The following is a 25,503-nucleotide window of genomic DNA, read 5'->3' on the forward strand; positions in this document are numbered from 1 at the left end:
GCGGTTCCAGCGGACACGATCTTGGTCTATAGGGCGACCATGCTCACATTTGATGTCATAGTCATCGGAGGCGGCCACGCTGGCTGCGAAGCTGCGGCTGCAGCGGCCCGCGGCGGGGCGCGCGTCGCCCTGATCAGCTTCGATAAAAACCGCACGGGCGCCATGTCGTGCAATCCTGCCATCGGCGGATTGGGCAAGGGGCATCTTGTTCGGGAGATCGACGCGCTTGACGGATTGATGGGCCGCGCTGCCGATGCAGCGGCGATCCATTATCGCATGCTTAATCGCTCCAAGGGGAGCGCGGTGCAGGGGCCGCGGATTCAGGCGGACCGCGTCCTGTTCCGGCGTGCGATCCAAAATATGATCGGCGCTTTTCCCAATCTCAAGGAAATCGAGGCGGAGGCCGCGGGCCTGATCTTCGAAGGTTCGCGGGTTTCGGGAGTGGTGACCGGGGCGGGCGACAGGATCGGTGCGCGGGCGGTCGTCCTGTGTACGGGTACGTTTCTGGGGGGTCGGCTTTTTCGGGGGGAAGAGCGTTTCGAAGGCGGCCGTGTCGGCGAAGCCTCCGCGTCGATCCTTGCCCGGCAATTGCGGGATGCTGCGCTGCCGATGGCGCGGCTTAAAACCGGCACACCGCCGCGCCTGGATGGTCGCACCATCGATTGGTCCGAGCTTGAGCGGCAGCCGTCGGACCAGGATCAGTGGACCATGTCGCCATTGTCGAAAGGGCGACAAAATCCGCAACTCTCCTGTGCGATTACCCGCACGAATGAGGTGACGCACGACCTCATTCGCCGCAATCTCGACCGTTCCCCATTGTTTGGCGGGTCGATTTCCGGGGTGGGGCCGCGCTATTGCCCGTCGATCGAAGACAAGATTCATCGCTTCGCAGATCGCAGCGGGCATCAGATTTTCCTGGAGCCGGAGACATTGAACGGCCATCTGGTCTACCCCAACGGGATCAGCACGTCCTTACCCGTCGATGTTCAACACGCCATGGTCCGCACGATCACAGGGCTTGAGCAGGTCGAGATCGTGGAGCCGGGCTATGCCGTCGAATATGATCATATCGACCCGCGTGCGCTCAAACGCTCGATGGAGTTGAAAGACATCGACGGATTGTTTTGTGCAGGTCAGATCAATGGCACTACCGGCTATGAAGAGGCCGGCGCGCAGGGTCTGGTTGCCGGGATTTCGGCTGCGGCCGCCGCAACCGGTTCGGACACGATCCCACTCGATCGCGCGAATAGCTATATCGGCGTGATGATCGACGATCTGACGCTTCAGGGCGTGACCGAACCCTATCGCATGTTGACGTCACGGGCAGAATATCGCCTCCGACTCCGCGCCAACAATGCCGCCGACCGCCTCACCGAATTGGCGATCGAGGTGGGAGCGGTGGGCGCGGAACGCCGCGCATGGTTCGCCGCACGCAAGGATGCCATTGGTCGTGCCGAAGAGGAGCTGAGCGTCGTTCATTCCGCTAAGCAATTACGCGATGCGGGGATGGACATTCGTGGCTATGATGCAATGCCGCTGTCTGATTGGCTTCGGCATGACACGGTTGCACGGAATATATCCGCACTGGTCAATTACGATGTCGCAGATGACGAGGTATGGGAAAGCCTGATCGAAGATTGCCGATATCGTCCGTATCTACAGCGTCAGGACGCCGAATTGCGGGATTTGAGGCAGAGTGAAGCGCTTGCGATACCAAGCCACTTCGATTTCGCGAAGGTGCCTGGCCTTTCGGGCGAAATGGTCGAACGCCTTACGCGGGCACGACCCGAGACCCTCGCCTCGGCAGAGCGGGTAAGGGGAGTGACCCCCGCTGCCGTTTCCGCGGTGTTGGTCGCCTTGCGCAAATATGAGTTGGTATGTTGAGCGAATTCGTCGATGCCAAGGATCGCGACGATTGTCTGGCGCGGATTTGTCGGATGCCACGTGTGGATGGGTCCAGGCTTCCCCTGCTGGACGCCTATGTTGCGGCGTTATTAGCGGAGACTAGCCATCAGAATTTGATCGCGCGGTCCACGATTTCGAATGTGTGGTCGCGTCATATTCTCGATTCGGCGCAATTGATCAATCTCGTTCCACGTGAAACGCGGGCGGACTCTTGGGTTGATATCGGGTCGGGCGCCGGGCTACCGGGTGTGGTCTGCGCCATCCTTCTACCGAAATGCGAATTCATTTTGGTTGAACCTCGGGTCAAACGGGTTGAATTTCTTCGCTGTGTGGCTGACCGCCTCGCGCTTACGAATATATGCATCGAAGCGTCTACGGTTCAGAATGTCGTTCGAAACAGAGTCGATATCATATCCGCCCGTGCGGTTGCCGTAACAGACAAGATCGTGGCGATCGCTGGCCATCTGGCCGATGCCGACACGTACTGGCTTCTTCCCAAAGGGCGGGGCGCTTTGGCTGAACTCGATGGGATGGTCATGCCACATGCATTTCACGTGGAACACTCGGTGACCGATCCGGAGTCCGGTGTTATAGTCGGTACTATACCAAGCTTATCGGGAAAATCGGGTTCATGATTACGGTATCGGTCGCGAATCAGAAGGGCGGAGTCGGAAAGACGACGACTGCGATCAATCTTGCGACGTCTTTCGCTGCGATTGGGTGGCGTACGATGCTCATTGATCTCGATCCGCAGGGCAATGCGTCCACCGGCGTCGGAATCGAAACCAACGATCGCGAACATTCGAGTTACGACCTCCTTATCGATTGCAAGCCGCTCGATGAGTGTAAGATGTCGACGCAGATAACCGGCCTCGACATCGTGCCCGCGACTGTCGATCTGTCCGGTGCGGAGATCGAGATGGTGGGATATGACAATCGCACGCGGCGCCTTCAAGGCGCACTCGATGCTGCAGGCGGTTACGATATCTGCTTCATTGATTGCCCGCCTTCGCTGGGGTTGTTGACGTTGAATGCGCTGACCGCGTCGCACGAAATTCTCGTTCCGCTGCAATGCGAGTTTTTCGCTTTGGAAGGGCTGAGCCAGCTGATGCAAACCATCGAATTGGTTAAGGACCGCTTCAACCCGGACCTCAATATCATCGGGATCGCATTGACGATGTTCGACCGCCGGAACCGTTTGACCGAGTCGGTGTCCGATGACGTTCGCGCCGTGCTCGGCGATGTGGTGTTCGATACCGTGATCCCGCGCAACGTGCGTCTTTCCGAGGCGCCAAGCTACGGACTTCCCGCCATCGTGTATGACCATCACTGCGCCGGATCACGGGCTTATATGGAACTTGCGCGTGAGCTGATCGGTCGGCTTCCGGAACAGAGGAAGGCAGCATGAGCGAGGGGGCGAAGGCGACGAAGAAAAGAGCCGCACTCGGTCGTGGGCTGGGCGCGCTACTCGGCGACACGCAGATCGAGCGTCCTGTTTCACGTGAAACAGCAACTCCCGAACCTACCGTCCATCAGGATGGTCTGACGGTGTTGCCGGTCGCCTCGATCGAACCGCATCCCGATAATCCGCGTGTTAATTTCGATCCCGATGCGCTCGATGATCTCGCCCGATCCATTGCGAGCAGGGGCGTCATTCAGCCGGTGATCGTGACGGCGAGCGGACAGGGGCGTTACCGGCTTGTCGCGGGTGAACGACGCTGGCGTGCCGCGCAAAAAGCGCAATTGCATGAAATTCCCGCGATCGTTCGCGATCTTGCCGACCGCGACGTCGCGGCGCTCGCGCTTATCGAGAATATTCAGCGTGAGGATCTGAACCCAGTAGAGGAGGCCCGCGCGTACCACCGTCTCCATACGCGCAATGACATGTCGCAAACCGAAATCGCCCGCATGGTCGACAAATCGCGCAGCCATGTTGCAAACCTCATGCGATTGCTGGCCTTGCCGGAGCCGGTTCTGACCATGGTGGAATCGAGCGCGTTGTCGATGGGCCATGCACGCGCGCTTATCAACGTGGACAATGCGGAAGAGATTGCGCAGACCGTCGTGGACGACAATTTGTCGGTGCGCGATGTCGAAAAGCTGATCCGTCGCCGCAATGCGCCGACAAAGGAACCGCGCCACCGTGCGGCGCGGCCCAGCACGCGCGAAAACGATGCCGATATTCTCGCCATTCAAAAACAGCTGGAAGAATTTCTCGGCCTGCCCATCCGGATCGATCCGGACGGGTCGGAACAGGGCGGGGCGGTAACCGTGCGCTACAAGACGCTCGATCAACTCGATCTCGTCTGTCAGCGGCTTTCGGGTGGCGAAATCTAGTTAGATCCGCGTCGCCAGTGTTGCGGCAAGCGTTTCGAAACCGTCCTGATCCTGCGCATCGAAACGGGACGGGAGGGGGCTGTCGAGGTCGATGATTGCCTTCACCGCGCCATCGACGATGATCGGCACGACAAGTTCGGACCGGCTATTCGCGTCGCAGGCGATATGCCCGGCGAAGCTGTGAACATCCTCCACCAGGACGGAGCGTTTTTCGCCAGCTGCCGTGCCGCATACCCCCTGACCAAGCGGGATGCGGATACAGGCGGGGCGGCCCATGAACGGGCCGAGCACCAGCCCGTCGCCGATCACGCGGTAGAACCCGGCCCAGTTCAAATCCGGGACGAAGCCCCAGATCAGCGCCGCGACATTCGCCATATTGGCGATCCCATCCGGCTCGCCCGACGTCAGCGCATCGGCGGCCTCGCACAATTCACGATAGAGAAGCGGCTTGTCCGCAGCGTCGGAGGGAGTGAAATCGAACATGGCACCGCCTTAGCGATCCCGACGCCATGCGCAATGCGAAGCTGCCCATTGCCGGGGGTCGTGGCACAGACTATTCTTCGGCCATGACACCGAAAACCCGCAAGACGATTATCGTCATTGGCATCGTCGTCCTGGTGGCGGCCCTGATTTTCTATCTCGTATTGCGCCCGACTCGCGCCGAATATACCGATGCGCAGTTGACTGGCCCCGACCCGGTCATTGCCGAGGCGGAAGAGGAAACATTCCCCAGCATCGCTCTTGCCGAACCGGCCGGGTGGGCGGCGGATGCAACGCCGACCGCGGCGGCGGGCCTCTCCGTCGTGCGCTTTGCCGATGGGCTCGATCATCCGCGTTCGGTGTTCACCCTTCCCAATGGCGATGTGCTCGTGGCCGAAACGCGCGGTCCGGCCACGGGCGACGACGGGGGCATCACCGACTGGATCATGGGGCTGTTCATGGACCGGGTCGGCGCGGGCGGCGTATCGGCGGACCGCATCACATTGCTGCGCGACAGTGATGGGGACGGTCGGGCGGACCAACGCTCTGTCCTGCTCGACGGCCTGCATTCGCCGTTCGGCATGGCGCTTCGCGATGGGCGGCTCATCGTCGCGAATACGGATGCGCTTTTGTCCTTTCCGTTCGAGGTGGGGCAGGGGCGGATCACCGCGGAGCCGGAAAAGCTCATGGATCTGCCCGGCGGGGGCAATCACTGGGTCCGCAACGTGCTGTATGATCCGGAGGGTGACCGGCTTTTCATCACGGTCGGTTCGGCGAGCAACGTGGCCGAAAACGGTATGGCGGAGGAAACCGGCCGCGCCGCGATCCACGAATATGATTTCGCCACGCGCACCCATCGTCTGTTTGCCGTGGGTCTGCGCAATCCCAACGGGCTCGCCATTCAACCGTCGAGCGGCGAATTGTGGACCACGGTAAACGAACGCGACATGATCGGGCCGGATGTGCCGCCCGATTATCTGACCAATGTGCCCGTCGGCGCGCAATATGGCTGGCCGTGGGTGTATTGGAAAACCTACATCGACGAACGGGTCGAGGCACCGATGCCCAATTTCCTGACCGAATATACGAGGCGGCCGGAATATGCGCTCGGCACGCATGCCGCGCCTCTGGGGCTCGTATTCGCGGACGGGAACGGGCTTGGCGGCGCATATGACCGGGGGGCGTTCGTGGCGCGTCACGGTTCATGGAACCGCGTGCCCAAATCGGGCTATGATGTGGTGTTCGTGCCGTTCGACGCGCGTGGCAACCCGCAGGGCGAAACCCCTCTGCCGGTGCTGACCGGATTTCTGACCGAGGATGGCGAGGACGCGCATGGCCGTCCGACCTGGCTCGCATGGGACAATGCGGGCGGTCTTCTGGTGAGCGACGACACGGCGGGTATCATCTGGCGCGTGACAGGCGCGCGCTCGTCCGTGGGCGCGGGGGACGAAGAAGCGCGCTAATTTTTCAAGCGAGGTCGAGCCCTGCGCGCCCGGCGAGTTCTGTCACGAATTGCCGGGCGACGCGGCCCGAACGCGCCCCGCGCCGCTGTGCCCAGGCAAGCGCATCGGCCTCCTCATATTGCAGCGCATGGGCATTGGCATAGGCCGCGACGATGGCGAGGTAATCGTCCTGTGACACCGCGTGAAAGCCCAGCACGAGCCCGAACCTGTCCGCCAGGGCCAGCGCATCGTCGACGGCATCGCGCGGATTGATCGGATCGTCCTGCTCACCGCCGTGGCGCGGAACGATCGCCCTGCGGTTGGAGGTTACGGCTATCCGCACATTGGCGGGCCGCGGTGCCACGCCCCCCTCCAGCAGCGACCGCAATTGCCGCACGGCGCGTTCCTCGCCCGGTGCGAAACCCAGATCGTCGATAAAAACCACGAAGCGCCGTCCTGCATCGTGCAGCCCGGCATCGTTCAACAGGGCAAACAGATGCGGAAGGCTGTCGAGGCTGTCCGCGCTCGCCTGCACCAGCGCAATATCGCCATGCGCCCCCGCATCGCGCACCGCGGCACGGACCAGCGCGGATTTGCCCGTGCCTCTCGCACCCCAGAGCAACACATCATGCGCGGCGGCGCCGGTCGCATGGCGGCGCATGTTGGACAAAACCGCATCGCGTTGCCGGTCGATCCCACACAGCATGTCGGTGTCCGGCGCGACGATCCGCGGCACCGCAGTCAGCCCCGACGCGCCCCAGCGATAGGCCGGGGCGGCATGAAGATCGACCGGCGGCGCTGGGGGCGGTGCCATCCGGTCGAGCGCGTCGGCAATGCGCGTTAGCAGTCCCGACAGTTTTGAACCCAACTCCCCATCCATCGCGCATTGCTCCTGTCCAGCGGCGTGTGGGCGGCTTATAGACATGCGCAATGAAGGACGCCACACACCCTGATCCCCAAGACGCCGGCCCCGCCATCCCCGACGCCGTGATCGCAGAGGCAGCCGCCCGGCTCGACAATGGCGAGATCGTCGCGCTCCCGACCGAAACGGTATACGGCCTTGCCGCGCGCGCCGACGATGCGGAGGCGGTTGCGCGGATCTACGCCGCGAAGGGCCGGCCCTCGTTCAATCCGCTGATCGTGCATGTGCTGGACCAGGAGGGGGCGCGGCGCCTCGTCCATGTCGGACATCGTGCGGCGCTTTTGATGAAGCGGTTCTGGCCAGGGCCGTTGACGCTGGTCCTGCCGGCACGCGATGCATCGCCGCTGGCGCCTGCGGTGCGGGCCGGGCTCCCTACAGTCGCGGTGCGCAGTCCGGCGCATCCCGTCATGCGGGCGGTTCTGGCCCGCTGCGCTGCGCCGCTCGCCGCGCCATCCGCCAATCGCAGCGGCGGGGTCAGCCCCACCTGCGCCGCGCATGTCCGCGATTCGCTGGGTGAAAACGTGCCAATGGTCGTCGATGGCGGGCCCACCCGCGCCGGACTGGAATCGACGATCGTGGCGATCCGGGATCAGGGGTGGAGCATGCTTCGTCCCGGGCCCCTGACCGGCGATGCGATCGCCGCGCTGCTCGGGCCGGAAAGGAACGAAAGCTGCACGGGCATCGAAGCGCCGGGGCAGCTCAGCAGTCATTACGCACCGGGAAAGCCGGTCCGGCTCAACGCCCTTCACGCCGAGGCGGGGGAATTCCTCATCGGCTTTGGCACGGTGCGGGGGGATTTCGACCTGTCGGAAAAAGGCGATCTGGTCGAGGCGGGGAGCCGCCTTTATGACGCGCTCCACCGCGCAACGCACGCGCCGGAGGAGCGGATCGCCGTCGCCCCGATACCAAGCGGCGGCATCGGGGCCGCAATCAATGACCGATTGCGCCGCGCCGCATTCTAAAGCCGCCACCATACGCGGGTTTCAGCGGGGCATGCTCTCCATTTCTTCGAACAGGAAACGCGCCCGTTCGCAGGCACGCGGATCGCCGTCGTCGCAATCGCGCAAGGCGCGGCGGTATTTTCGGTCGAGTTCGCCGAGACGCTCCTCCTGCTTGCGCAGTGCGCGCCCGCGTTTCTCATCAGCCTCGGACTGGCTCGTGGTGGCAAGGTCGATGGCCTTGCCCGCGACCCGGACAGGAGCGGTCGCCACGTCGAACGCAGCCTTGGCCAGGCAGGCCGACAAGAGCGGTATCATCGCCGCCACCACTGCCCATCGCATCACGCGGCGCCGAAAAACCATGGGCCATCCTTTGATAAATGAGACTATTCCCGGCGAAGGCTGTTCCATGTCCGATGGCGCAATGCTGAACGCGGTTCAATCGATCACGAACCGGCGCATAAAACCGCCCCTGATCCGAGAGAATTAATGTCGCAGGTGGGGGTTCCATCGACCCTGACCCGGCCCGATCCGACGATCGTCGCCGTGACGGGTCCATCCGACCGGAACTGACCCGCGCCGGATCCGGTGATGCTGATCCTGGCTATTTCGGCGGTCAGGTCGGCCATGTCGGCCAGGCCCGACCCCGCAATGTCGAGATTGAGTGCGCGCGCGTGTCCCGCCCCGGAAAAACTGCCGGAACCGCCGATACGCACGTCGAGCTTCGCAGTTTTTACGTCCCGTGCCGTCACCGTCCCCGATCCGGCAATTGTGATCCGGGCGCCCCCTTCAGCAAGGGCGGGAACGCGAACTTCGCCGCTTCCCGCCATCGATACGCTGGTCGGCGCCGGCATGGTTACGGTAACGGTGGCCGGCGTATCGGTCGTGCCTTTGCGCACGATGACGAGCGTGCCATCGGCGATCGAGAAACGCAGGGCGTCGGTCGATTCGGGCGAACCGTCGACCGAAATTTTCAGATTTTCACCTTCGCGCACGGTGACCCTGTCCGGACCGTGCAGGGTCAGGCTTTCGGGTGCGGGCACGTCGAGTTCAAGCTCGTTCAGCGGTATTCCCTGCCGCCCCGAAACGGTTTTCGTATCGTCCCCGCATGCCGCAGTCGTCGCGATCAGAGCCATGATCAGGGGCGCGGTCGAAAAACGCATGGCGATACTCCTCTTTCGGCGTGGGCGCGCCATCGCATGGCGCGGTCTGTCATTCCGTGCTGTGACCCATGCGTATCATTCCAGAGAATATGAAGCGTGATTCGACAATAGGCGATTACGGCCCGATGGACGACGCGTCCGATCGGCCATGGCATTACCGCGAAAAAAAGGGCCGCCGACATGACCGGCAGCCCCTTTTTCATGATCGAGATGCGCCGGTTCAGGCGGGCTGCTGCTCGTAATATTTGGGCGCATGCTCGTTCAGAACTTCGAGAATCTTGGCCAGCGCAGTCGGCTCGTCCGTGTTTTCCATCGCGGCGAGTTCGCGGGCGAGACGGCTCGATGCCGCTTCGAAAATCTGACGCTCGGAATAGCTTTGCTCCGGCTGATCGTCGGCGCGGAACAGGTCGCGCGTCACCTCCGCGATGGAGACCAGATCGCCCGAATTGATCTTCGCCTCGTATTCCTGAGCGCGGCGCGACCACATGGTCCGCTTGACCTTGGGCTTGCTCTTCAGCACATCCATCGCCTCGCGCAGCGTCTTGTCCGAGGACAGCTTGCGCATTCCGATGGATTCGACCTTGTTGGTGGGAACGCGCAACGTCATGCGTTCTTTTTCAAAGCGCAGCACATAAAGTTCGAGCTGCATGCCGGCGATTTCCTGGCTTTGCAGTTCGATGACGCGGCCAACGCCGTGCTTGGGGTAAACGACATAGTCTCCGACGTCGAAGGCATTCGCCTTGGCAGTCATGCATTGTCCTTTCTATGGCGTTCGTATCCCACAAATGCCCTATGGCATCGAGAGGACCGAAAACCCGCCCGACCGGATGACACCGGCCCGATGGCAGGTCAGATCTGCGGGATGTCGCCGTTACTGACGGGGCCGCACGATGGGGGTATCGTCCGGCACTGACGCCCCATTACCACAGTGCAAGCGCAAATGCCAGCATTTGCGTATTGCGCACAGCCAGGGTCAGCCCCCCCGCGCCGCGCGGGGGCTGCACACGATTGCGAAACCCGCCGATCCGACGGATCGGTCGCCTACGCCTCAATCGCCCTCGCCGGCGTCCGCGCTGAAATATTTCTCGAACTTGTTTTCTTCGCCCTTGTGCGCATCGGCATCGTCGGGCGAATCCTTCTTCACCGTGATATTCGGCCATTCCGCCGAATATTGCGTGTTCAGCTCAAGCCATTTTTCCAGCCCGTTTTCGGTATCGGGAAGGATCGCTTCGGCCGGGCATTCCGGTTCGCAGACACCGCAATCGATGCATTCGCTCGGATTGATGACGAGCATGTTCTCGCCTTCATAGAAGCAGTCGACGGGGCAAACCTCGACGCAATCCATATATTTGCACTTGATGCAGTCTTCGGTGACGACGTAGGTCATGAGTGTTCCCCTGGCCCCTTTGCTGGCCGCTTAATCGGTGTTTCAGGCCGGGTTATGGCGGCTTTGGGCCGACGTCAAGCATCGGTGGCTTGTTGCGAGACACTCTCGATTTCGTGATAGTGGCGCCGCGCTTCGTCGGCCGGGCCGCGCCGGGCGGGCAGGACGTCGATCGCGATGACGCGCACCCCGCTCGCCATGGGAAGGACCAGAACGTCGCCCGTGCCCACGCCGCACGAGGCGCGCAGCACGCGCCGCCCGTTCAGACGCACATGACCCTTCGCGATCAGCGCCTGCGCCAGGCTTCGCGTCTTCGTCATGCGCAACATCCACAGCAACCGGTCGATCCGCAGGGTTTCGCGCGGTGGATCGACAGGGGGCTTCATCCCGCCGCCGCCGTTACGGGAGCAGTTGGGCAAGTTCGCCAAACGGATTGCCGGCACGGGGCACCGCACGGGCACCGGGCTTGCCGGGCCCCGCACGCGGGCGCCGCGCATCGGGACGACGCCGCGGTTTCCAGTGCCAGCGCGGCGGGGCGGGCGGTCCGAACATCCGGTCGGGGAGAGCGGGGGGAACGTCGGCGACAAAGCCGGCCTCTCGCAACAGATGAGCATAGCTTTGCGTCGTCAGGCCCATGGACAGTGCCTGCGTCGGGTCGAGGGTGAAACGCGGGGTGCGCGGGGCCGCCCGGTTCGATCGTGGGCGGCGGGGCGGCCCGGCCCAGCGGGCCCGGCGCTCATGCGCGGCGGCGAGAAGCCGCTCCGCCATGTCGACGCGGACATGCTGCGGTCCGGCGCGGCGGTATCCGACAGGCGGTGGGCCGTCCGCATCGCGCGCGGGTGAAAAAGGGCTCGCGACGGTGGATTTCATGCCGCCGCATAGCGCGCTGAGCACGGTCCAGCGTTGCAATGGCGCAGGGCGCAGCATCGCCGGCACGAAGAGATCGAGCGCGCCGATCTTCACACCCAGTTTTCGCATGCGGTGTTTCTGCGCATCGTCGAGCGCGTCGAGCCCAGACACATCCCGCGCGAGCACGCCGCCCGCATCGACCATGGCAATAAGCAGCGCGCGCAGTTCCGGCCCGGCGTCCTTCTCCTGTGCCGCATCGGCAAGTCGGCGCAGCGGTTTGAGATCGCGCGATATGGCACGGTGCAGCCATTCGGTCAGCGCCTCGGCAATGCGCGTGCGGGTCGGCGCCGGAAGCAGGCCGAGCCCGGGATCGAGCCGGACCTGCGGACCGAACAGCCGGCGCCCGCCCTCGATCTTCGCGATGGCGGTGCCGTGCCACACGATGTCCGCGTCCCGCCACACGGGGGCCGCGTCACCCGACGCATCGGCGGCGCAATCCGCGACCAACGCCTCGGCCCGGCGTTGCAGCAGGCCGGGCAAATGCCGCTCCGCCGCCGCGAGCAGCAGGCGCCGCGTTTCCAGTCGGGCCTGCGGATCGACCTCGAACCGGAAACCGTCGAGCCTGCCGATTTCCTCGCCATCGACGAGGACGGCGTTTTCATCGTCGATCGTGACCGGCAACAACCCTGCATCCGCGCCGAGCTTGCGCAGCAAGACGGTGGTGCGGCGATTGACGAAGCGTTCCGTCAGCCTTGCGTGAAGCGCATCGGATAGCCGGGTTTCAACGGCGCGCGCCCGCTCCGCCATTTCTTCGCGGTTGAGCACCCAGTCGGGACGCTGCGCAATATAGGCCCAGCTGCGGATGGCGGCGATGCGGCCCTGCAGCGTGTCGATATCGCCGCTCGTCTGGTCCAGCTCGGCGATCTTTCCTGCGACGAAATCATGCCCCAGCCGACCGGTTCCTTTCGACAGATCCTGCCACAGGCGCGCCACGAACCGTGCATGATTGTCCGCGCCCAGCGACCGGAAATCGGGAAGCGAGCACACGTCCCAGAACCGCTTGACCATCGCGCGCCCGCGCACCGTGTCGGCAATCGCCGGGTCGGAGGACAGGATCTTGAGCACGGAAAGGTCAATCGCCTCCGGTGCGGCGGCCAGCGCATCGTCATGCGGCGCGGCCTCCAGATCACTTATCAAATGGCCGAGATTGTCGGTGCGGGGCCGCGCATCGCGCCAGAACAACCGGTTGAGCGGGGCGAAACGATGCTCCTCGATCGCGAAGATCTCGTCCTCTGTAAACTCCGCGCCTTCGCCTGCGAGCGTGCCGAACGTGCCGTCCTTCTGATGCCGTCCTGCGCGCCCGGCGATCTGCGCCATTTCGGGAATGGTGAGCCGACGCCTGCGCACTCCGTCGAACTTGGTAAGCCCGGCAAAGGCCACATGCGCGACATCGAGGTTCAGCCCCATGCCGATGGCGTCGGTCGCGACGAGGTAATCGACCTCGCCCGACTGAAACAGTTCGACCTGGGCATTGCGGGTCTGCGGGCTCAGTGCGCCCATGACCACCGCCGCGCCGCCGCGAAACCGGCGCAGCATTTCCGCCACGACATAGACCTGCTCGGCCGAAAAGGCGACGATGGCGCTGCGCGGTGGAACCCGGCTCAGCTTTACCGGGCCCGCATGCGACAATGTGGAAAAGCGCGGCCGGGTGACGATTTCCGCCTCGGGGATGAGCGTGTCGATCACCGGCGCCAAGGCGGATGAGCCGAGGATCATCGTCTCCTCCCGCCCGCGCATGTTCAGCAAGCGGTCGGTGAACACATGCCCGCGTTCACGATCCGCGCCGAGCTGCGCCTCGTCAATGGCCATGAAGGCGAGATCGGCATCGCGGTCCATCGCCTCCGCCGTGCACAGTTTCCACCGTGCGCCGGGCGGTTCGATCCGTTCCTCACCCGTGACCAGCGCGACCTTGTCCGCCCCCTTGATCGCGACGACCCGCTCGTACACCTCCCGTGCGAGCAGGCGGAGGGGAAAGCCGATGGCCCCGCTCGAATGTGCGCAGAGCCGTTCCACCGCGAGATGGGTCTTGCCCGTGTTGGTCGGCCCCAGGACCGCCTTGATGACCCCGTCATGCATGATCGTTCCAATGTGGCACCGCCACCGCCGCATCGCAAGTGGAGCCGCATATCGCCCATGAACGCGCCGGTGCATACCATTCGTCTCACCTATGCCCCGGCCTGCCGACGGCTTCGTGTGATCAAGGCGATATTAACTTTTGAACGCCACGGATTTGCGTCAGACGAAGGCGGATCGAAAACGCGGGCGGGCGCAAATGGCGAAACCCGCTGCGAAATTAGGATGATCATGACGGGGGACATCGAAGGCAGGCGGAACGCGGAACGGCGCGGATTTGGCCGACGCGGATTTGGACGGCGGGGCAGGGGCGCCGCCGCCGCAATGGCGCGGCCCCCGGCCCGGTTGGTGAGCGATCTTGCCAGCGGGATCGGCACGCTGCGCTGGTTCCGTTCGCTCGGCATCATGCTTGCGCTGATTGCGGCGGCGCTGGCGTTCTGGCCCGATTTTTCCACTGTGAGTGCCGCGCCGACCACGAATCTCACCCGGTCGGAACGCGACGAATATCGCAGTCAGATGATCACGCCTCTTGCCCTTGGCGCCGATAGCGGGCGGCGCATGGGGCCATCGCGGCTGGTCGTGCCGCTGGCCGCGGCGCCGGAACGCCCGGTGGTGGAATTGACCAGCACGCTGGGCGCCGGCGACAGCCTGATGGCGATGCTGCGCCGTGCAGGGGTTAGCGAGGGCGATGCGGAGCGCGCCGCCGCGCTCATCGGCGGGGCGATGCCGGAAAATGCGATCGCGGACGGCACGGCTTTCGATCTGCGGCTTGGGCGGCGCCCGTCGCCCGAGATGCCGCGCCCGCTCGAACGGCTCGATTTCCGGGCGCGTTTCGATCTGGAGCTTGGCGTGGCGCGCGATGGCGGGCCGCTCGCGCTCATCCGCAAGCCGATCCGTGTGGACGATACGCCGCTGCGCATTCGCGGCAAGGTGGGCGCGGGGCTTTATCGCGCGGCGCGTGCCGCGGGTGCCCCGGCGCGTTCGGTGCAGCAATATCTCGCCGCGCTGGATGAGGCGATCGACCTTGATCGCGTGGTCGGCGCCGATGATGAATTCGACATGATCGTCGCCTATCGCCGCGCCGCCACGGGCGAGGTCGAGGTTGGCGATCTTCTCTATGCCGGGCTTTCGGGTGGCGGCAAGGCGAAGGCGCAATTGCTGCGCTGGGGCAAGGAGGGGCGTTTTTTCGACGCCAACGGCACCGGCGAATTGCGCAGCGGGATGATCGCGCCGGTCAACGGGGCGATCTCGTCGCGTTTTGGCATGCGTCGCCATCCGATCCTGAAATACAAGCGCATGCACAATGGCGTCGATTTCCGCGGGCGGACCGGCACGCCGATCTATGCCGTGACCGATGGGCGCGTCATCCGCGCGGGCCGCAATGGCGGGCACGGCAATTACGTGCGCATCGATCATGGCGGCGGTCTGGCGAGCGGGTATAGCCACATGAGCCGGATCGCGGTGTCGAACGGCGCGTCGGTCCGCCGCGGGCAGGTGATTGGCTATGTCGGCTCCACCGGACTGTCGACGGGGCCGCATCTTCATTACGAGCTGTATCGCGGGGGCCGCAATATCGACCCGCTCTCGGTCAAGTTCGTGACCCGTGCCCTGCTGTCCGGGGCGGAGCTGAAGCAGTTCCGCGCTCGCCTGTCCCAATTGCGTGCGGTCGAGCCGGGGGCCGCGCTGCGCCCGCTCGTCCCCGAGGCGGCGCGGGAGGCGGAACCGGTGCGAGAGATCGACCGCCTGTCGAACGCGCCGGATTGAGGGCGACCGAATTCGCGTATCGGACCAACTCGCCCCTTCCATCGCACGCGCCCTTGAGGCATCACCCCGCGCCATGACCGACAGCCCGAAGGCCGATACCGGCGCAATCCACCCCGAGTTCCGTTCCGACCCACGCGGGCGCAAACGCCTGCGCCGGTCCCGCCGCCACGGGTGGAGCCGCGCGATGCAGCGCGAAACCCGGTTCAGGCCCGCCGATCTGATCTGGCCGCTCTTCATATGCGAGGGGCAGGGGGTGGAGGAGCCTGTGCCTGCGCTCCCCGGCGTGTCGCGGGGATCCGTCGACGTCATCGCCGGCCGGGCGAAGGAGGCAGCGGCGATGGGCATCCCGTGCGTTGCACTGTTCCCCAACACGCCGGGCGATCTGCGCGATGAGACGGGGCGCGAGGCTTTGAACCCCGACAATCTGATGTGCCGTGCCATTCGCGCGATCCGCGACGCGACGGGCACCGATATCGGCATCCTCACCGATGTCGCGCTCGACCCCTATACCAGCCATGGGCAGGACGGCATTCTCGATTCGTCGGGCTATGTCACCAATGACGTGACGGTGGACCGGCTCGTGGCGCAGGCGTTGGTACAGGCCGACGCCGGTGCCGATATCGTCGCGCCATCCGACATGATGGATGGGCGCGTGGGCGCGATCCGCGACGCGCTCGAACATGGTGGGCACCATAACGTTCAGATCATGGCCTATGCCGCCAAATTCGCCAGCGCGTTCTACGGCCCGTTCCGCGATGCCGTCGGGTCGTCGGGATTGCTGCAAGGCGACAAGAAGACGTATCAGATGGACCCCGCCAACGGGGACGAGGCGCTGCGCGAAGTCGCCGCCGATATCGAGGAAGGCGCCGATAGCGTCATGGTCAAGCCCGGCGCCTGCTATCTCGACATCGTGCGCCGCGTGTACGAAAGTTTCGACGTGCCGGTATTCGCCTACCATACCAGCGGCGAATTCGCGATGATCGAGGCCGCGGCCAAGGTCGGCGCAGGGAACCGCGACGCCATGGTGATGGAGGTCATGACCGCATTCAAGCGCGCGGGCGCCACCGGTGTCCTGACCTATCACGCGCCTCTCGTCGCAAAGCTGCTGAATGGTTGAGCGCCACGCCGCCGATCCGGGCGGAGCGTTTCACGTGGAAACATCGCGGCTGGTGCTGCGCGACTGGACGGCGGCGGACTGGGCGCCGTTTTTCCGGCACACCAACACGCCCGCCGTCATGCGCTGGCTCGGCGGCGTGCTCGATGCGGAGAAGGAGCGGGCGGTCATGGACCGGCTGCTGTCCTATCGCGCGGATCACGGGTTCACCTTCTGGGCGGTGGAGCGCAAGGATGATGGCGGTCATCTGGCTGGCGAATTGCTTGGCTTTTGCGGGTTGAAGCGGTCCAATCTCGAACCCGGACCCATTGGCGAGATGGAAATCGGCTGGCGCCTGCGCGAAGATGCGTGGGGCCACGGCTACGCCGGCGAAGCCGCGCGGCAATCGCTCACCCTCGCGTTCGAACGGTTTGGCGCTGACCATGTGATCGCACTCACCGTCCTTGAAAACACGGCGAGCCGGCGCTTGATGGAACGGCTCGGCATGACACGCCGGGCGGATCGCGATTTTACCGCCGAGGGCGACGCCGCATGGGCGGAAAACATCATCGTATACGACATCACCCGCGAGGATTGGGCCGCACAGTGACCGCCATCGCTTCCACCCCGCCGCGACGCGCCCTGTTCGTGCTCGTCATCCTGACGGGGAGCTTCCTGCTTTTCCTGGTGCAGCCGCTCGTCGCGCGATTTGCGCTGCCGCTGCTCGGCGGTGCGCCCAATGTCTGGAACAGTGCGATGCTCGTGTTTCAGGCGCTGCTGCTCGGCGGCTATGCCTATGCCCATGCGCTGTCGCGGATGCCGGTGCGGCGGCAGGCGGTGTGGCATCTCGGGCTGATGGCGCTGGCGGGGTTGACGCTGCCGATCGCGCTTGCCGACCTGCCGCCGCCCGCGCCGGGGTGGGAGGTGCTCTGGGTGCCGGCGCTCTTCGCGGTCACGATCGGGCCGGTATTCCTGCTGGTTTCGGCGCAGGCATCGTTGATGCAACGCTGGTTCGCGGCGTCGCGCGCGGCGGGCGATCCCTACGCCCTCTATGCCGCGTCCAATCTGGGCAGTTTTGCAGGATTGCTGACCTATCCGCTCTGGCTCGAACCGCGTTTTTCGCTGGGGCTGCAAAGCTGGATCTGGACGGCGGGATACGGGTTTCTGTTCGTGCTCGTCGCGCTGGCCGCCGCGTCGCGTTGGCGGGAAGGAACGCAGGCGCCGGTGGATACCGCCGTGGGGGCGGACGACGTGCCGTTCGCCGAACCGGTTTCGCCGTGCCGCATCGCGATGTGGGTCGTGCTGGCGGCGGTGCCGTCGGGGCTGATGCTGTCGACGACGACCTTGCTGACGACCGACATCATGGCGATGCCGCTGCTTTGGGTCATTCCGCTCGGGCTTTATCTCCTGAGCTTTTCGGTGGCGTTTTCCCAAGGCGGCGACTGGGCCGCGATCCTGTCGCGCTATGCGCCGCTCATGCTGCTGCTCGTCGGGAGCCTTGCCATGGGATCGGGCGGGCAGTCCAATCCGGCGGTGGCGCTGGCGATGGTGGCGCTGCTCTTCATCCTGGCGGTCGCGCTTCACAACCGGCTCTATCTGCTGCGGCCGGATCCGTCGCGGCTGACGTTCTTCTATCTCGTCGTGGCGGCGGGCGGGGCGCTGGGCGGTGTGTTTACCGCGCTCGTCGCGCCGGTGCTGTTCGACTGGGTCTTTGAACATGCGATCCTGCTGCTGATGGCGGCGTGGCTCGTCGGCGACCGGCAGATCCTGCCCATGGCGGAGGGGTTCTGGGACGGGTTGCCGCGCCGGCGCATCATGGCCGGGCTGGTCGTGGCCGCCGTGCTGATCGCTTGGGGGATCGCCTCGCTCGATCCGTTGACACAGGCGGATTTCGTGCTGATGCTGGTGTTCGTGATGGCGGCGTTGGGGGTAATCGCGCTTGGTGTACGCTGGTCCTTTGCGGCGATCTTTGCCGCGTTGATGATCGGGAATGGCGGCTGGGCGACCATCGGCAAAAGCCTCGATGGCGCCCGCACGCGCAGCTATTTCGGGATTTACGAGGTCACGCTGGCGAAGGATGGCGCGCTGCGGCAGCTGACCCACGGCACCACCCTGCATGGGCAGCAATGGACCGACCCCGCCCGTGCGCACGAACCGACCAGCTATTACGGTCATTCCTCCGGCATCGGTCTCGCGCTCGACCATGCGGATGCGCTGCTGGGTCCGGAGGCGAATATCGGCGTGGTGGGGCTGGGGACCGGCACGCTCGCCTGCTACCGCCGACCGGGGCAGGACTGGACCTTTTTCGAGATCGACCCCACTGTCCTTGCCTATTCGCGTGACGGCACGTTCACCTTCCTGCGCGATTGTGCGCCCAATGCGGAAATTGTAATCGGCGATGCCCGGCTCAAGCTGACAGAGCAGGCGCGCGGGCGGTTCGACCTTCTGGCGATCGACGCGTTTTCCTCCGATTCCATCCCGATGCATCTCATGACGCAAGAGGCCTTCGCCACCTATGGCGAGGCGCTCGCGGACGATGGCGTGCTGCTCGTGCATGTCTCCAACCGTTACATCGATCTGTCGCCGATGATCGCCGCGCTGGCGCGTGCGGATGGGTGGCACGGGCGGGTGCGGCGCGACCTGACCGGGCTCGGCAAGGCGATCACGCCGTCGATCTGGATCGCGCTGGCCCGGAACGAAGCTGTGCTCAATGCGCTGGAGCAGGAGAGCCAGACCGAATGGGAGGCCTTGCCGCCGCCCGCCCGCCGCGCATGGACCGACGACAATGCATCGATCCTGCCGCTGATCCGCTGGTAGAACGAAGCCGCGAACGAAAGGACATTTCATGGCCCGACCAAGCCTTCCCCGCCGTACCCGCAACCGCCTGCGCGGACGGTCCCGGCGCAGCCATAATCCCCGTCCGGGCGCGACGATCCTGCCCTTCGGCGGGAAGCGTCCACGCATCCACGATAGCGCCTTTATCGCGCCCGGCTGCCGCATCATCGGCGATGTCGAGATCGGCCCCGACGTCAGCATCTGGTACAATTGCGTCATCCGCGCCGACGTGAACCATATCCGCATCGGCGCGCGCACCAATGTGCAGGATGGCTCCGTCATCCATTGCGACAGCCCCGATGCCGGGCATCCCGACGGCTACCCCACCATCATCGGCGAAGACGTGCTGATCGGCCATCTCGCCATGGTGCATGGTTGCGAGATCGAGGATCGCGGTTTTGTGGGGCTGGGCGCCGTCGTGATGAGCGGCGCGAAGATCGAGCGTGAAGGGATGCTCGGCGCCAATGGCATGCTGACCGCGGGAAAGACCATCGGCGCCCGCGAATTGTGGACCGGAAGCCCGGCCAAACACATGCGCGAATTGTCCGACGGGGCGCTCGCCGAAATGGCGACGGGCACGGCCCATTACGTGGAAAACGCGCGCCGCCACAAGGCAGAGATCGAAAAGGCCATTGGCTAGACCCGCACCGGAACTGCCCGATGCCGATGCCATCCGGGCGGCAATGACAGGCGACATGCTGGCCGTGCGGGTCACGCCGCGTGCCGATCGGGATGCATTGCGGATCGCGGATGGCGCCGTGTCCGCCCGCGTGCGCGCCGTGCCGGAGGATGGCCGCGCCAATGCGGCGGTCGCCGCGCTGATTGCCCGCGCGATGGGCGTGGCCAAGGGGCGGGTCGTGTTGATCGACGGACAGACATCGCGGCTGAAACGTTTCCGCATCGCGCATGGCTGACGGTTTGCGCATTCTGACCGTGCTGGGCACGCGTCCGGAAATCGTGAAGCTGGTGCCGGTGCTGTGCGCGCTGCGCGACGATGCGGGCGTCGACAGCCGCCTTTGCCACACGGGGCAGCATCGCGATCTCGGCTTCGGGCTGCTCGATGCGTTCGGCCTTCGCGCCGACGACACGCTGCACCGCTCTCCCGCGGGCGGGCTGTCGGGCCTGTTCGCTTCGCTGCTGACCGGCATTGGCGGGGTGATGGACCGGATGCGGCCCGACTGCATCATCGTGCAGGGGGACACGGCCAGCGCCGCGGCGGCGGCACTGTGCGCGTTTCACCGCGGCATACCCGTCGCCCATGTGGAGGCGGGACTTCGCAGCGGCGATCTGTCGCAACCCTGGCCAGAGGAAGGCTACCGCCGGATCATTACACAGCTTGCGCGGTGGCACTTCGCGCCGACGCCGGCGGCGCGCGCCAATCTCCTGGCTGAAAACACGCCTGCCGCCCGTGTGTACATGACCGGCAACACGGTCATCGATGCACAGCGTATGGCGCGGGAAATGCTGCGCCGCGATTCCGCGCTCGGCACGGCGGCGGATGGGGTGCTCGCGCGATTTGCCGGGCGTCCCTTCGCGCTGGCCACGGTGCATCGGCGCGAACATGACGCGGCGGCCTTGCGCGCGATTGCGGATGCGCTTTGCACCTTGTCGCGCGAGATCGCCATTGTCCTGCCCGCCCATCCGCGACCGCAGAGCCACATCCTCACCGAACGGCTCGCGGATTGCAGCGATGTGGCGGTGGTGCCGCCGTTCGACTATTTCGCGTTTCTGCGGCTGCTGGACGCCTGCCGCATCGTGCTCACCGATAGCGGGGGGATACAGGAGGAGGCGGTCGCGCTCGGCCGGGGCGTCGTCGTTCTGCGCGATGTGACGGAACGGGGCGAGATCCTGCACCACGGCCAGGCGAGCTTGGTGGGACATGACGAAACCGCGATTCTAGGCGCGGCACGCGCGATGTTGGCGGCCTCGATGCCCGCCCCCGACCCGGTGTTCGGCGACGGCCATGCCGCCCGAAGGATCGTCGCAGTCTTGATCAGGGAGTCGAGTTGAGCCGCGAAAGGCGGGGTCAGTCGCGAACCATGTCGCGCAATGCTTCGATCCGGTCGGCCTCGTGCGCGGGTTTGTCCGTACGGATGCGGTGAATGCGGGGAAAGCGCATGGCCAGCCCCGATTTGTGGCGCTTGCTTTCATGCACCGAATCGAACGCGATTTCGAGGACGAGCGACTTGTCCGTTTCGCGCACCGGACCAAAGCGATTGACCGTATGGGCGCGCACGTGACGGTCGAGCATCTTGAGTTCCTCGTCCGTGAACCCGAAATAGGCTTTGCCGACGGGGAGCAGTTCGCCGTCCCCATCCGGATCGCCGGACCAGCAGCCGAAGGTGAAATCGGAAAAGAAGCTGGACCGTTTGCCCGATCCGCGCTGCGCATACATCAACACGCAATCGATGAGCAGCGGATCGCGCTTCCACTTGTACCAAAGCCCGGTCCGCCGTCCCGCGACATAGGGCGATGTCCGGTGTTTCAGCATCACGCCCTCGATCGCGTCGTCGCGCGCCTTCTCGCGAATGGCGGTGAGGCTTGCGAAATCGTCCGCCGGAATGATCTGCGACAGGTCGAACCGTTCGGGATCGAGGCGGTCCATGATCGCCTCGAGCTGCGCGCGGCGATCCTCCCACGCGCGTTCGCGCAAATCTTCGCCGTCGAGCAGAAGCACATCGTAAAGCCGCACGAAGGCGGGCGCCTCGCGCAGCATTTTCTTCGACACCGTCTTGCGGCCCAGCCTTTGCTGCAACGCGTTGAAACTGGCCGCGCCGCCCTCCTCGCCCCCCTGATGCGTCCCGCGCACGAGCAATTCGCCGTCGAGCACGGCAGGGAAGGGGAGGGCGTCCGCAATTTCGGGGAAGGTCGCGGAAATATCGTCGCCGGATCGGGAGTAGACCCGCGTCTCGCCATTCACATGCACGATCTGCACGCGAATGCTGTCCCATTTCCATTCGGCGACATATTCGCCCATGTCGACCTCCGCCTCCTCCAGCGGATGGGCCAGCATGAAGGGCCGGAACAATGGTAGCAGGTCGGTGCGTGGCGGATCCGCGCCATCGGCGGCCCATGCGAACAATTCGGTATAGGGCGGCTCCTGCCCGTGCCAGTATTCCTCCACCGCATCGACGGATACGTCGAACGCCTGCGCAAAAGCGACCTTGGCCAGCCGCGCCGATATGCCGATGCGCATGGCCCCCGTCGCCAGCTTGATCAGCGCATAGCGTTCGTTCGCGTCCAGCCGGTCGAGCAGCACGGGCAGTTCCGTCATGACGCTGGCGCGCGTCATGCTGCGCAGCATGGCGACGGTATCGGCCACCGAAAGCGCGTCCGGCGCCATGTCCTGCGTATCCGGCGCGGGCCACAGCAGGCTAGCCGTTTCGGCCGTATCCCCGACGTAATCCCGGCTCAGCGCATAGAGCACAGGGTCCACCCGCTCGGTCAGCAGTTTTCGCACCGTGCTGCTTTTCACCGCCGGAAAATCAAGTGCATCGGTCAGCGCCGCCAACGCCCAGCCGCGATCCGGGTGCGGCGTATTGCGCAGGTAATCCGCGATCAGCGACAGCTTCATATTGCGGCCGTTGGTATAGGTCAGCCGGTCCATGAGGATGGAAAACGCGCGCATCAGCGTATCGCCCCGCGTTCAGTCATCCTCATCCTCGTACCCCACCATGGCGAGTGCCCGTGCGCGCCGCTGATGCAGCTGGCACCAGCGCAGCAGTGCTTCCTCCCGCCCGTGGGTGATCCAGCTTTCGCGCGGGTTCACCTCCGTAATCGTCGCGGTCAGCTCGTTCCAGTCGGCATGATCGGAAATGATGAGCGGCAATTCCACGTTGCGCTGCCGCGCGCGTTGCCGCACCCGCATCCATCCCGACGCCATCGCGGTGATCGGATCGGGCAGGCGGCGGCTCCACCTGTCGTTCAGCGCGGCGGGCGGGCACACGACGATATGCCCGCGCATCGCGTCCTTTTTCGCGCCGGTCGCGGGCCGCAATTCGCCAAGATTCACGCCGTGATCCTCATAAAGCGCGCACATTTTTTCGAGCGCGCCGTGAAGATAGATCGGATCGTCGTGGCCCGCCGCGCGCAATTCGGCGATCACGCGCTGCGCCTTGCCCAGCGCATAGGCGCCCACCGCCACGCAGCGTTCCGGATTGGCGGCGAGCGCATCGCGCAATTTCGCGATCTCGCCGCCGATGGGCGGATGGGTGAACACGGGCAGTCCGAACGTCGCCTCGGTAATGAAGATGTCGCAGGGCACGATTTCGAACAATTCGCAGGTCGGGTCGGGCCGCCGCTTGTAATCGCCGGTGACGACGACCCGCTCGCCCCTGTGTTCGAGCAGGATCTGCGCCGAGCCGAGCACGTGCCCCGCCGGAAAATAGGTCGCCGTGACGCCGCAGCCCAGATCGACCGGTTCGCGCAAGGGAACCGGCACGCCTTCGCTGCCCCCGTCCGCGCCCACGCCATAGCGCAATTGCATGATCGCCAGCGTTTCGGGCGTTGCGAATACGCGCCCGTGCCCCCCGCGTGCATGATCGGCATGACCGTGGGTGACAAGAGCGGTCGCCACCTCGCGCGCGGGATCGACCCATGCATCGCAGGGGACGACATGAATGCCCCACGGTTCGGCGCGTATCCACCCGAACGGGCGGGCGGGGTCCGCGCGGGACAGGCATGTGGACGAAGCGGCGGACATGGTCCGATGGAAATGGACCGGCCGGGCAAATCGTTCCGGCCACGCTGCGTTAAGATTGGCGCCGCAATGTCCGTCATCGCGCCATTGCACCGACGGGCGAAGGTCCTATCTTGCGCCGCAGCGGCATGGGCGCGATAGCGGCGGCAGGGCCGGCAAAAGAAGGGATCGAAGGAATGCGCAGGCGAAATGAGAGCCCGACGGGGAAACGGATCGTGCCGGCCATGCTGCTGTCCCTGATGTTGGCGGGCGCGCTTTCCGCGTGCGGCGAGAAGAACACCGGCCCGCAGACCGAGGTGGACGACACCACCGCCCCCGATATCGCCAGCCCGGTGCCCGCGGCCACCGAAAACCCCGATGGCACGCGCCGCATGTTCTCGTTCGACGGGCTCGATGCTGATGGCAATGGCTTCATCTCGTCCGCCGAATATGCGCAAGGATGGTCCCGCACGTTCGAGGCGATGGACAGCGACGGCGACGGAACGCTCACCGTGGAGGAGCTGGACGCCGCGCGCACCGCGATCGGGCGGTTGAGCGCCTTGTCCTCCGAACGGTTGATCGAACTGGCCGATCAGGACAATACCGGCACGTTGACGCTTGCCGAATATGTCGGTGCGGCCAACACGAATTTCCAACGCCGCGATCTTGACGGTGACGGCCATATCAGCCGCGAGGAATGGGACCGTTCCGGCAGCGGCGACGGCGACACGCTCCTTCCGCAGGATTGAACGCGGGCCAGAGGCCGCGCCGACTTGCCAGCATCGCACGCAGGTCGCATAGTTGTCTCATGCGTGAGATAGTCTTCGATACGGAAACCACCGGCCTCGATCCGCACAGCGGCGATCGCATGGTCGAAATCGGCTGTGTGGAAATGGTCAATCGCGTGGCGACGGGGCGCGTGTTCCACGCCTATTTCAATCCCGACCGCGACATGCCGGCCGAGGCGGAGGCGGTGCATGGCCTGTCGATCGCCTTTCTCTCGCAAAAGGAACGGTTCCACGAACGGGCCGAGGAATTCCTCGCCTTTATCGAGGATGCGCCGCTGGTCGCCCATAACGCCCGTTTCGACTTCGGCTTTCTCAATGCCGAGCTGAACCTGTGCGAACGCGCGGCCATTTGCGAAAGCCGGATGGTCGACACCATCGCGCTTGCAAAGAAGAAACATCCCGGCGCGAAGCTGTCGCTCGATGCGTTGTGTACGCGATACGGCATCGACCGCAGCCACCGGTCGAAGCACGGTGCCCTGCTCGACGCCGAATTGCTCGCGCAGCTTTACGTGGAGCTGACCGGCGGACGGCAGATCGGGCTGGAGCTGGCCGCGCTCGACCAGGCGGCGCAAACGCAGGACAGCGCGGCCATGCCGGTGCGGGTGGACCGCGTTTTCCGAACGCCTCGCCCCCATGCGGCGAATGCGGGGGAACTATCCCGTCACGCGGCCTTTGTTGCGACATTGAACGATCCGCTCTGGAAAACGGCCTGAGTTCCGGTCCGGCGCGATCGTTCATTACCGAATCGCCGCGCCATGCGGCGGCGCCCCGGTCCCGGCGCAAAGGGATTTT

25 protein-coding genes are annotated in these 25,503 nt (G+C 64.9%); 15 read left to right on the forward strand and 10 right to left on the reverse strand.

The features are described from left to right. The first annotated feature begins 39 nt into the window (after positions 1–39). The 4 genes from mnmG to K4G67_RS05145 are packed head-to-tail and all read left to right on the forward strand — an operon-like array spanning position 40 to position 4,242. A complete protein-coding gene (gene mnmG / locus K4G67_RS05130; RefSeq protein ID WP_239805302.1) occupies positions 40–1,884 on the forward strand; it encodes a tRNA uridine-5-carboxymethylaminomethyl(34) synthesis enzyme MnmG in 1,845 nt (614 codons plus the stop codon). Then, the gene (rsmG, locus tag K4G67_RS05135; RefSeq protein WP_239805303.1) at positions 1,878–2,540 is read left to right on the forward strand and encodes a 16S rRNA (guanine(527)-N(7))-methyltransferase RsmG; all 663 of its coding nucleotides are present in this window, start codon (positions 1,878–1,880) and stop codon (positions 2,538–2,540) included. The genes mnmG and rsmG overlap by 7 nt, the downstream gene beginning before the upstream one ends. Beyond that, on the forward strand, positions 2,537–3,313 hold the full coding sequence (locus K4G67_RS05140) for a ParA family protein (protein ID WP_239805304.1): 777 nt from the start codon (positions 2,537–2,539) through the stop codon (positions 3,311–3,313). The genes rsmG and K4G67_RS05140 overlap by 4 nt, the downstream gene beginning before the upstream one ends. Then, entirely contained in the window at positions 3,310–4,242 is a 933-nt protein-coding gene (locus tag K4G67_RS05145; protein ID WP_239805305.1) for a ParB/RepB/Spo0J family partition protein, read from the forward strand. Before K4G67_RS05140 ends, K4G67_RS05145 begins: the two co-directional genes overlap by 4 nt. Here the strand turns inward: K4G67_RS05145 and K4G67_RS05150 are convergent, their stop codons facing one another. Next, positions 4,243–4,725, reverse strand: coding sequence for a GAF domain-containing protein (locus tag K4G67_RS05150; RefSeq protein WP_239805306.1), 483 nt, complete (start codon positions 4,723–4,725; stop codon positions 4,243–4,245). A gap of 83 nt (positions 4,726–4,808) precedes the next feature. Here K4G67_RS05150 and K4G67_RS05155 point away from each other — a divergent pair, with 83 nt between their 5' ends. After that, positions 4,809–6,185 (forward strand): PQQ-dependent sugar dehydrogenase, encoded by a 1,377-nt coding sequence (locus tag K4G67_RS05155; protein ID WP_239805307.1) that lies wholly within the window; start codon positions 4,809–4,811, stop codon positions 6,183–6,185. 4 nt (positions 6,186–6,189) lie between these two features. On the opposite strand, the gene K4G67_RS05160 is transcribed toward K4G67_RS05155, so the two are convergent. Then, positions 6,190–7,044, reverse strand: coding sequence for an ATP-binding protein (locus K4G67_RS05160; RefSeq protein WP_420829991.1), 855 nt, complete (start codon positions 7,042–7,044; stop codon positions 6,190–6,192). 50 nt (positions 7,045–7,094) lie between these two features. Here K4G67_RS05160 and K4G67_RS05165 point away from each other — a divergent pair, with 50 nt between their 5' ends. Further along, positions 7,095–8,048, forward strand: a complete 954-nt coding sequence (locus K4G67_RS05165; RefSeq protein ID WP_239805308.1) for an L-threonylcarbamoyladenylate synthase — start codon at positions 7,095–7,097, stop codon at positions 8,046–8,048. 21 nt (positions 8,049–8,069) lie between these two features. Here the strand turns inward: K4G67_RS05165 and K4G67_RS05170 are convergent, their stop codons facing one another. From K4G67_RS05170 to K4G67_RS05195, 6 genes are all read right to left on the reverse strand, one after another. After that, positions 8,070–8,387, reverse strand: coding sequence for a hypothetical protein (locus K4G67_RS05170; RefSeq protein ID WP_239805309.1), 318 nt, complete (start codon positions 8,385–8,387; stop codon positions 8,070–8,072). Positions 8,388–8,470: 83 nt separating this feature from the next. Further along, positions 8,471–9,187 (reverse strand): GIN domain-containing protein, encoded by a 717-nt coding sequence (locus tag K4G67_RS05175; protein ID WP_239805310.1) that lies wholly within the window; start codon positions 9,185–9,187, stop codon positions 8,471–8,473. 220 nt (positions 9,188–9,407) lie between these two features. After that, complete coding sequence (locus tag K4G67_RS05180) at positions 9,408–9,938, reverse strand: CarD family transcriptional regulator (protein ID WP_202086966.1); 531 nt, start codon at positions 9,936–9,938, stop codon at positions 9,408–9,410. Between the two features lie 297 nt (positions 9,939–10,235). After that, a complete protein-coding gene (fdxA, locus tag K4G67_RS05185; RefSeq protein ID WP_239805311.1) occupies positions 10,236–10,574 on the reverse strand; it encodes a ferredoxin FdxA in 339 nt (112 codons plus the stop codon). Between the two features lie 74 nt (positions 10,575–10,648). Then, entirely contained in the window at positions 10,649–10,990 is a 342-nt protein-coding gene (locus K4G67_RS05190; protein ID WP_338026393.1) for an RNA-binding S4 domain-containing protein, read from the reverse strand. Further along, positions 10,971–13,556, reverse strand: a complete 2,586-nt coding sequence (locus tag K4G67_RS05195; RefSeq protein ID WP_239805312.1) for a helicase-related protein — start codon at positions 13,554–13,556, stop codon at positions 10,971–10,973. Before K4G67_RS05195 ends, K4G67_RS05190 begins: the two co-directional genes overlap by 20 nt. A 228-nt stretch (positions 13,557–13,784) precedes the next feature. Here K4G67_RS05195 and K4G67_RS05200 point away from each other — a divergent pair, with 228 nt between their 5' ends. The 7 genes from K4G67_RS05200 to wecB all read left to right on the forward strand — a co-directional run bounded on the left by K4G67_RS05200 (position 13,785) and on the right by wecB (position 21,255). Then, positions 13,785–15,317, forward strand: coding sequence for a M23 family metallopeptidase (locus K4G67_RS05200; protein ID WP_239805313.1), 1,533 nt, complete (start codon positions 13,785–13,787; stop codon positions 15,315–15,317). A 73-nt stretch (positions 15,318–15,390) separates the two neighbouring features. Beyond that, positions 15,391–16,434, forward strand: coding sequence for a porphobilinogen synthase (hemB, locus tag K4G67_RS05205; protein WP_275588747.1), 1,044 nt, complete (start codon positions 15,391–15,393; stop codon positions 16,432–16,434). Further along, positions 16,427–17,020, forward strand: a complete 594-nt coding sequence (locus K4G67_RS05210; RefSeq protein ID WP_239805314.1) for a GNAT family N-acetyltransferase — start codon at positions 16,427–16,429, stop codon at positions 17,018–17,020. The genes hemB and K4G67_RS05210 overlap by 8 nt, the downstream gene beginning before the upstream one ends. After that, positions 17,017–19,227: a fused MFS/spermidine synthase gene (locus K4G67_RS05215; RefSeq protein ID WP_239805315.1), complete on the forward strand. Its 2,211-nt coding sequence runs from the start codon at positions 17,017–17,019 to the stop codon at positions 19,225–19,227. Before K4G67_RS05210 ends, K4G67_RS05215 begins: the two co-directional genes overlap by 4 nt. A 28-nt stretch (positions 19,228–19,255) precedes the next feature. Then, the gene (locus tag K4G67_RS05220; protein WP_239805316.1) at positions 19,256–19,885 is read left to right on the forward strand and encodes a gamma carbonic anhydrase family protein; all 630 of its coding nucleotides are present in this window, start codon (positions 19,256–19,258) and stop codon (positions 19,883–19,885) included. Continuing rightward, the gene (locus tag K4G67_RS05225) at positions 19,878–20,159 is read left to right on the forward strand and encodes a DUF167 domain-containing protein (protein ID WP_239805317.1); all 282 of its coding nucleotides are present in this window, start codon (positions 19,878–19,880) and stop codon (positions 20,157–20,159) included. Before K4G67_RS05220 ends, K4G67_RS05225 begins: the two co-directional genes overlap by 8 nt. Continuing rightward, entirely contained in the window at positions 20,152–21,255 is a 1,104-nt protein-coding gene (gene wecB, locus K4G67_RS05230) for a non-hydrolyzing UDP-N-acetylglucosamine 2-epimerase (RefSeq protein WP_239805318.1), read from the forward strand. The genes K4G67_RS05225 and wecB overlap by 8 nt, the downstream gene beginning before the upstream one ends. Before the next feature lie 16 nt (positions 21,256–21,271). Here wecB and K4G67_RS05235 read toward each other — a convergent pair whose 3' ends face one another. Further along, entirely contained in the window at positions 21,272–22,873 is a 1,602-nt protein-coding gene (locus K4G67_RS05235) for a cisplatin damage response ATP-dependent DNA ligase (RefSeq protein WP_239805319.1), read from the reverse strand. A gap of 18 nt (positions 22,874–22,891) precedes the next feature. Continuing rightward, entirely contained in the window at positions 22,892–23,947 is a 1,056-nt protein-coding gene (locus tag K4G67_RS05240; protein ID WP_239805320.1) for a ligase-associated DNA damage response exonuclease, read from the reverse strand. A gap of 173 nt (positions 23,948–24,120) precedes the next feature. Between K4G67_RS05240 and K4G67_RS05245 the strand changes: the two genes are divergently transcribed. Continuing rightward, positions 24,121–24,672 carry an EF-hand domain-containing protein gene (locus tag K4G67_RS05245; protein ID WP_239805321.1) on the forward strand — a complete coding sequence of 184 codons (552 nt, stop codon included), beginning with the start codon at positions 24,121–24,123 and terminating at the stop codon, positions 24,670–24,672. Positions 24,673–24,731: 59 nt separating this feature from the next. Further along, a complete protein-coding gene (gene dnaQ / locus K4G67_RS05250) occupies positions 24,732–25,424 on the forward strand; it encodes a DNA polymerase III subunit epsilon (protein ID WP_239805322.1) in 693 nt (230 codons plus the stop codon). Positions 25,425–25,503 lie beyond the last annotated feature (79 nt).

This window comes from Croceicoccus hydrothermalis (genome assembly GCF_022378335.1).
GTDB classification, from domain to species: Bacteria; Pseudomonadota; Alphaproteobacteria; order Sphingomonadales; family Sphingomonadaceae; genus Croceicoccus; species Croceicoccus hydrothermalis.

Coding starts and splice junctions, on each gene's coding strand:
- fdxA (WP_239805311.1), bottom strand. CDS start 10,574: ATGACCTACGTCGTCACCGAAGACTGCATCAAGTGCAAATATATGGAT.
- K4G67_RS05140 (WP_239805304.1), top strand. CDS start 2,537: ATGATTACGGTATCGGTCGCGAATCAGAAGGGCGGAGTCGGAAAGACG.
- K4G67_RS05150 (WP_239805306.1), bottom strand. CDS start 4,725: ATGTTCGATTTCACTCCCTCCGACGCTGCGGACAAGCCGCTTCTCTAT.
- K4G67_RS05145 (WP_239805305.1), top strand. CDS start 3,310: ATGAGCGAGGGGGCGAAGGCGACGAAGAAAAGAGCCGCACTCGGTCGT.
- K4G67_RS05200 (WP_239805313.1), top strand. CDS start 13,785: ATGACGGGGGACATCGAAGGCAGGCGGAACGCGGAACGGCGCGGATTT.
- dnaQ (WP_239805322.1), top strand. CDS start 24,732: ATGCGTGAGATAGTCTTCGATACGGAAACCACCGGCCTCGATCCGCAC.
- hemB (WP_275588747.1), top strand. CDS start 15,391: ATGACCGACAGCCCGAAGGCCGATACCGGCGCAATCCACCCCGAGTTC.
- K4G67_RS05245 (WP_239805321.1), top strand. CDS start 24,121: ATGCGCAGGCGAAATGAGAGCCCGACGGGGAAACGGATCGTGCCGGCC.
- K4G67_RS05195 (WP_239805312.1), bottom strand. CDS start 13,556: ATGCATGACGGGGTCATCAAGGCGGTCCTGGGGCCGACCAACACGGGC.
- K4G67_RS05175 (WP_239805310.1), bottom strand. CDS start 9,187: ATGCGTTTTTCGACCGCGCCCCTGATCATGGCTCTGATCGCGACGACT.
- K4G67_RS05235 (WP_239805319.1), bottom strand. CDS start 22,873: ATGCGCGCGTTTTCCATCCTCATGGACCGGCTGACCTATACCAACGGC.
- K4G67_RS05240 (WP_239805320.1), bottom strand. CDS start 23,947: ATGTCCGCCGCTTCGTCCACATGCCTGTCCCGCGCGGACCCCGCCCGC.
- wecB (WP_239805318.1), top strand. CDS start 20,152: ATGGCTGACGGTTTGCGCATTCTGACCGTGCTGGGCACGCGTCCGGAA.
- K4G67_RS05210 (WP_239805314.1), top strand. CDS start 16,427: ATGGTTGAGCGCCACGCCGCCGATCCGGGCGGAGCGTTTCACGTGGAA.
- K4G67_RS05155 (WP_239805307.1), top strand. CDS start 4,809: ATGACACCGAAAACCCGCAAGACGATTATCGTCATTGGCATCGTCGTC.
- K4G67_RS05220 (WP_239805316.1), top strand. CDS start 19,256: ATGGCCCGACCAAGCCTTCCCCGCCGTACCCGCAACCGCCTGCGCGGA.
- K4G67_RS05165 (WP_239805308.1), top strand. CDS start 7,095: ATGAAGGACGCCACACACCCTGATCCCCAAGACGCCGGCCCCGCCATC.
- rsmG (WP_239805303.1), top strand. CDS start 1,878: ATGTTGAGCGAATTCGTCGATGCCAAGGATCGCGACGATTGTCTGGCG.
- mnmG (WP_239805302.1), top strand. CDS start 40: ATGCTCACATTTGATGTCATAGTCATCGGAGGCGGCCACGCTGGCTGC.
- K4G67_RS05180 (WP_202086966.1), bottom strand. CDS start 9,938: ATGACTGCCAAGGCGAATGCCTTCGACGTCGGAGACTATGTCGTTTAC.
- K4G67_RS05160 (WP_420829991.1), bottom strand. CDS start 7,044: ATGGATGGGGAGTTGGGTTCAAAACTGTCGGGACTGCTAACGCGCATT.
- K4G67_RS05170 (WP_239805309.1), bottom strand. CDS start 8,387: ATGGTTTTTCGGCGCCGCGTGATGCGATGGGCAGTGGTGGCGGCGATG.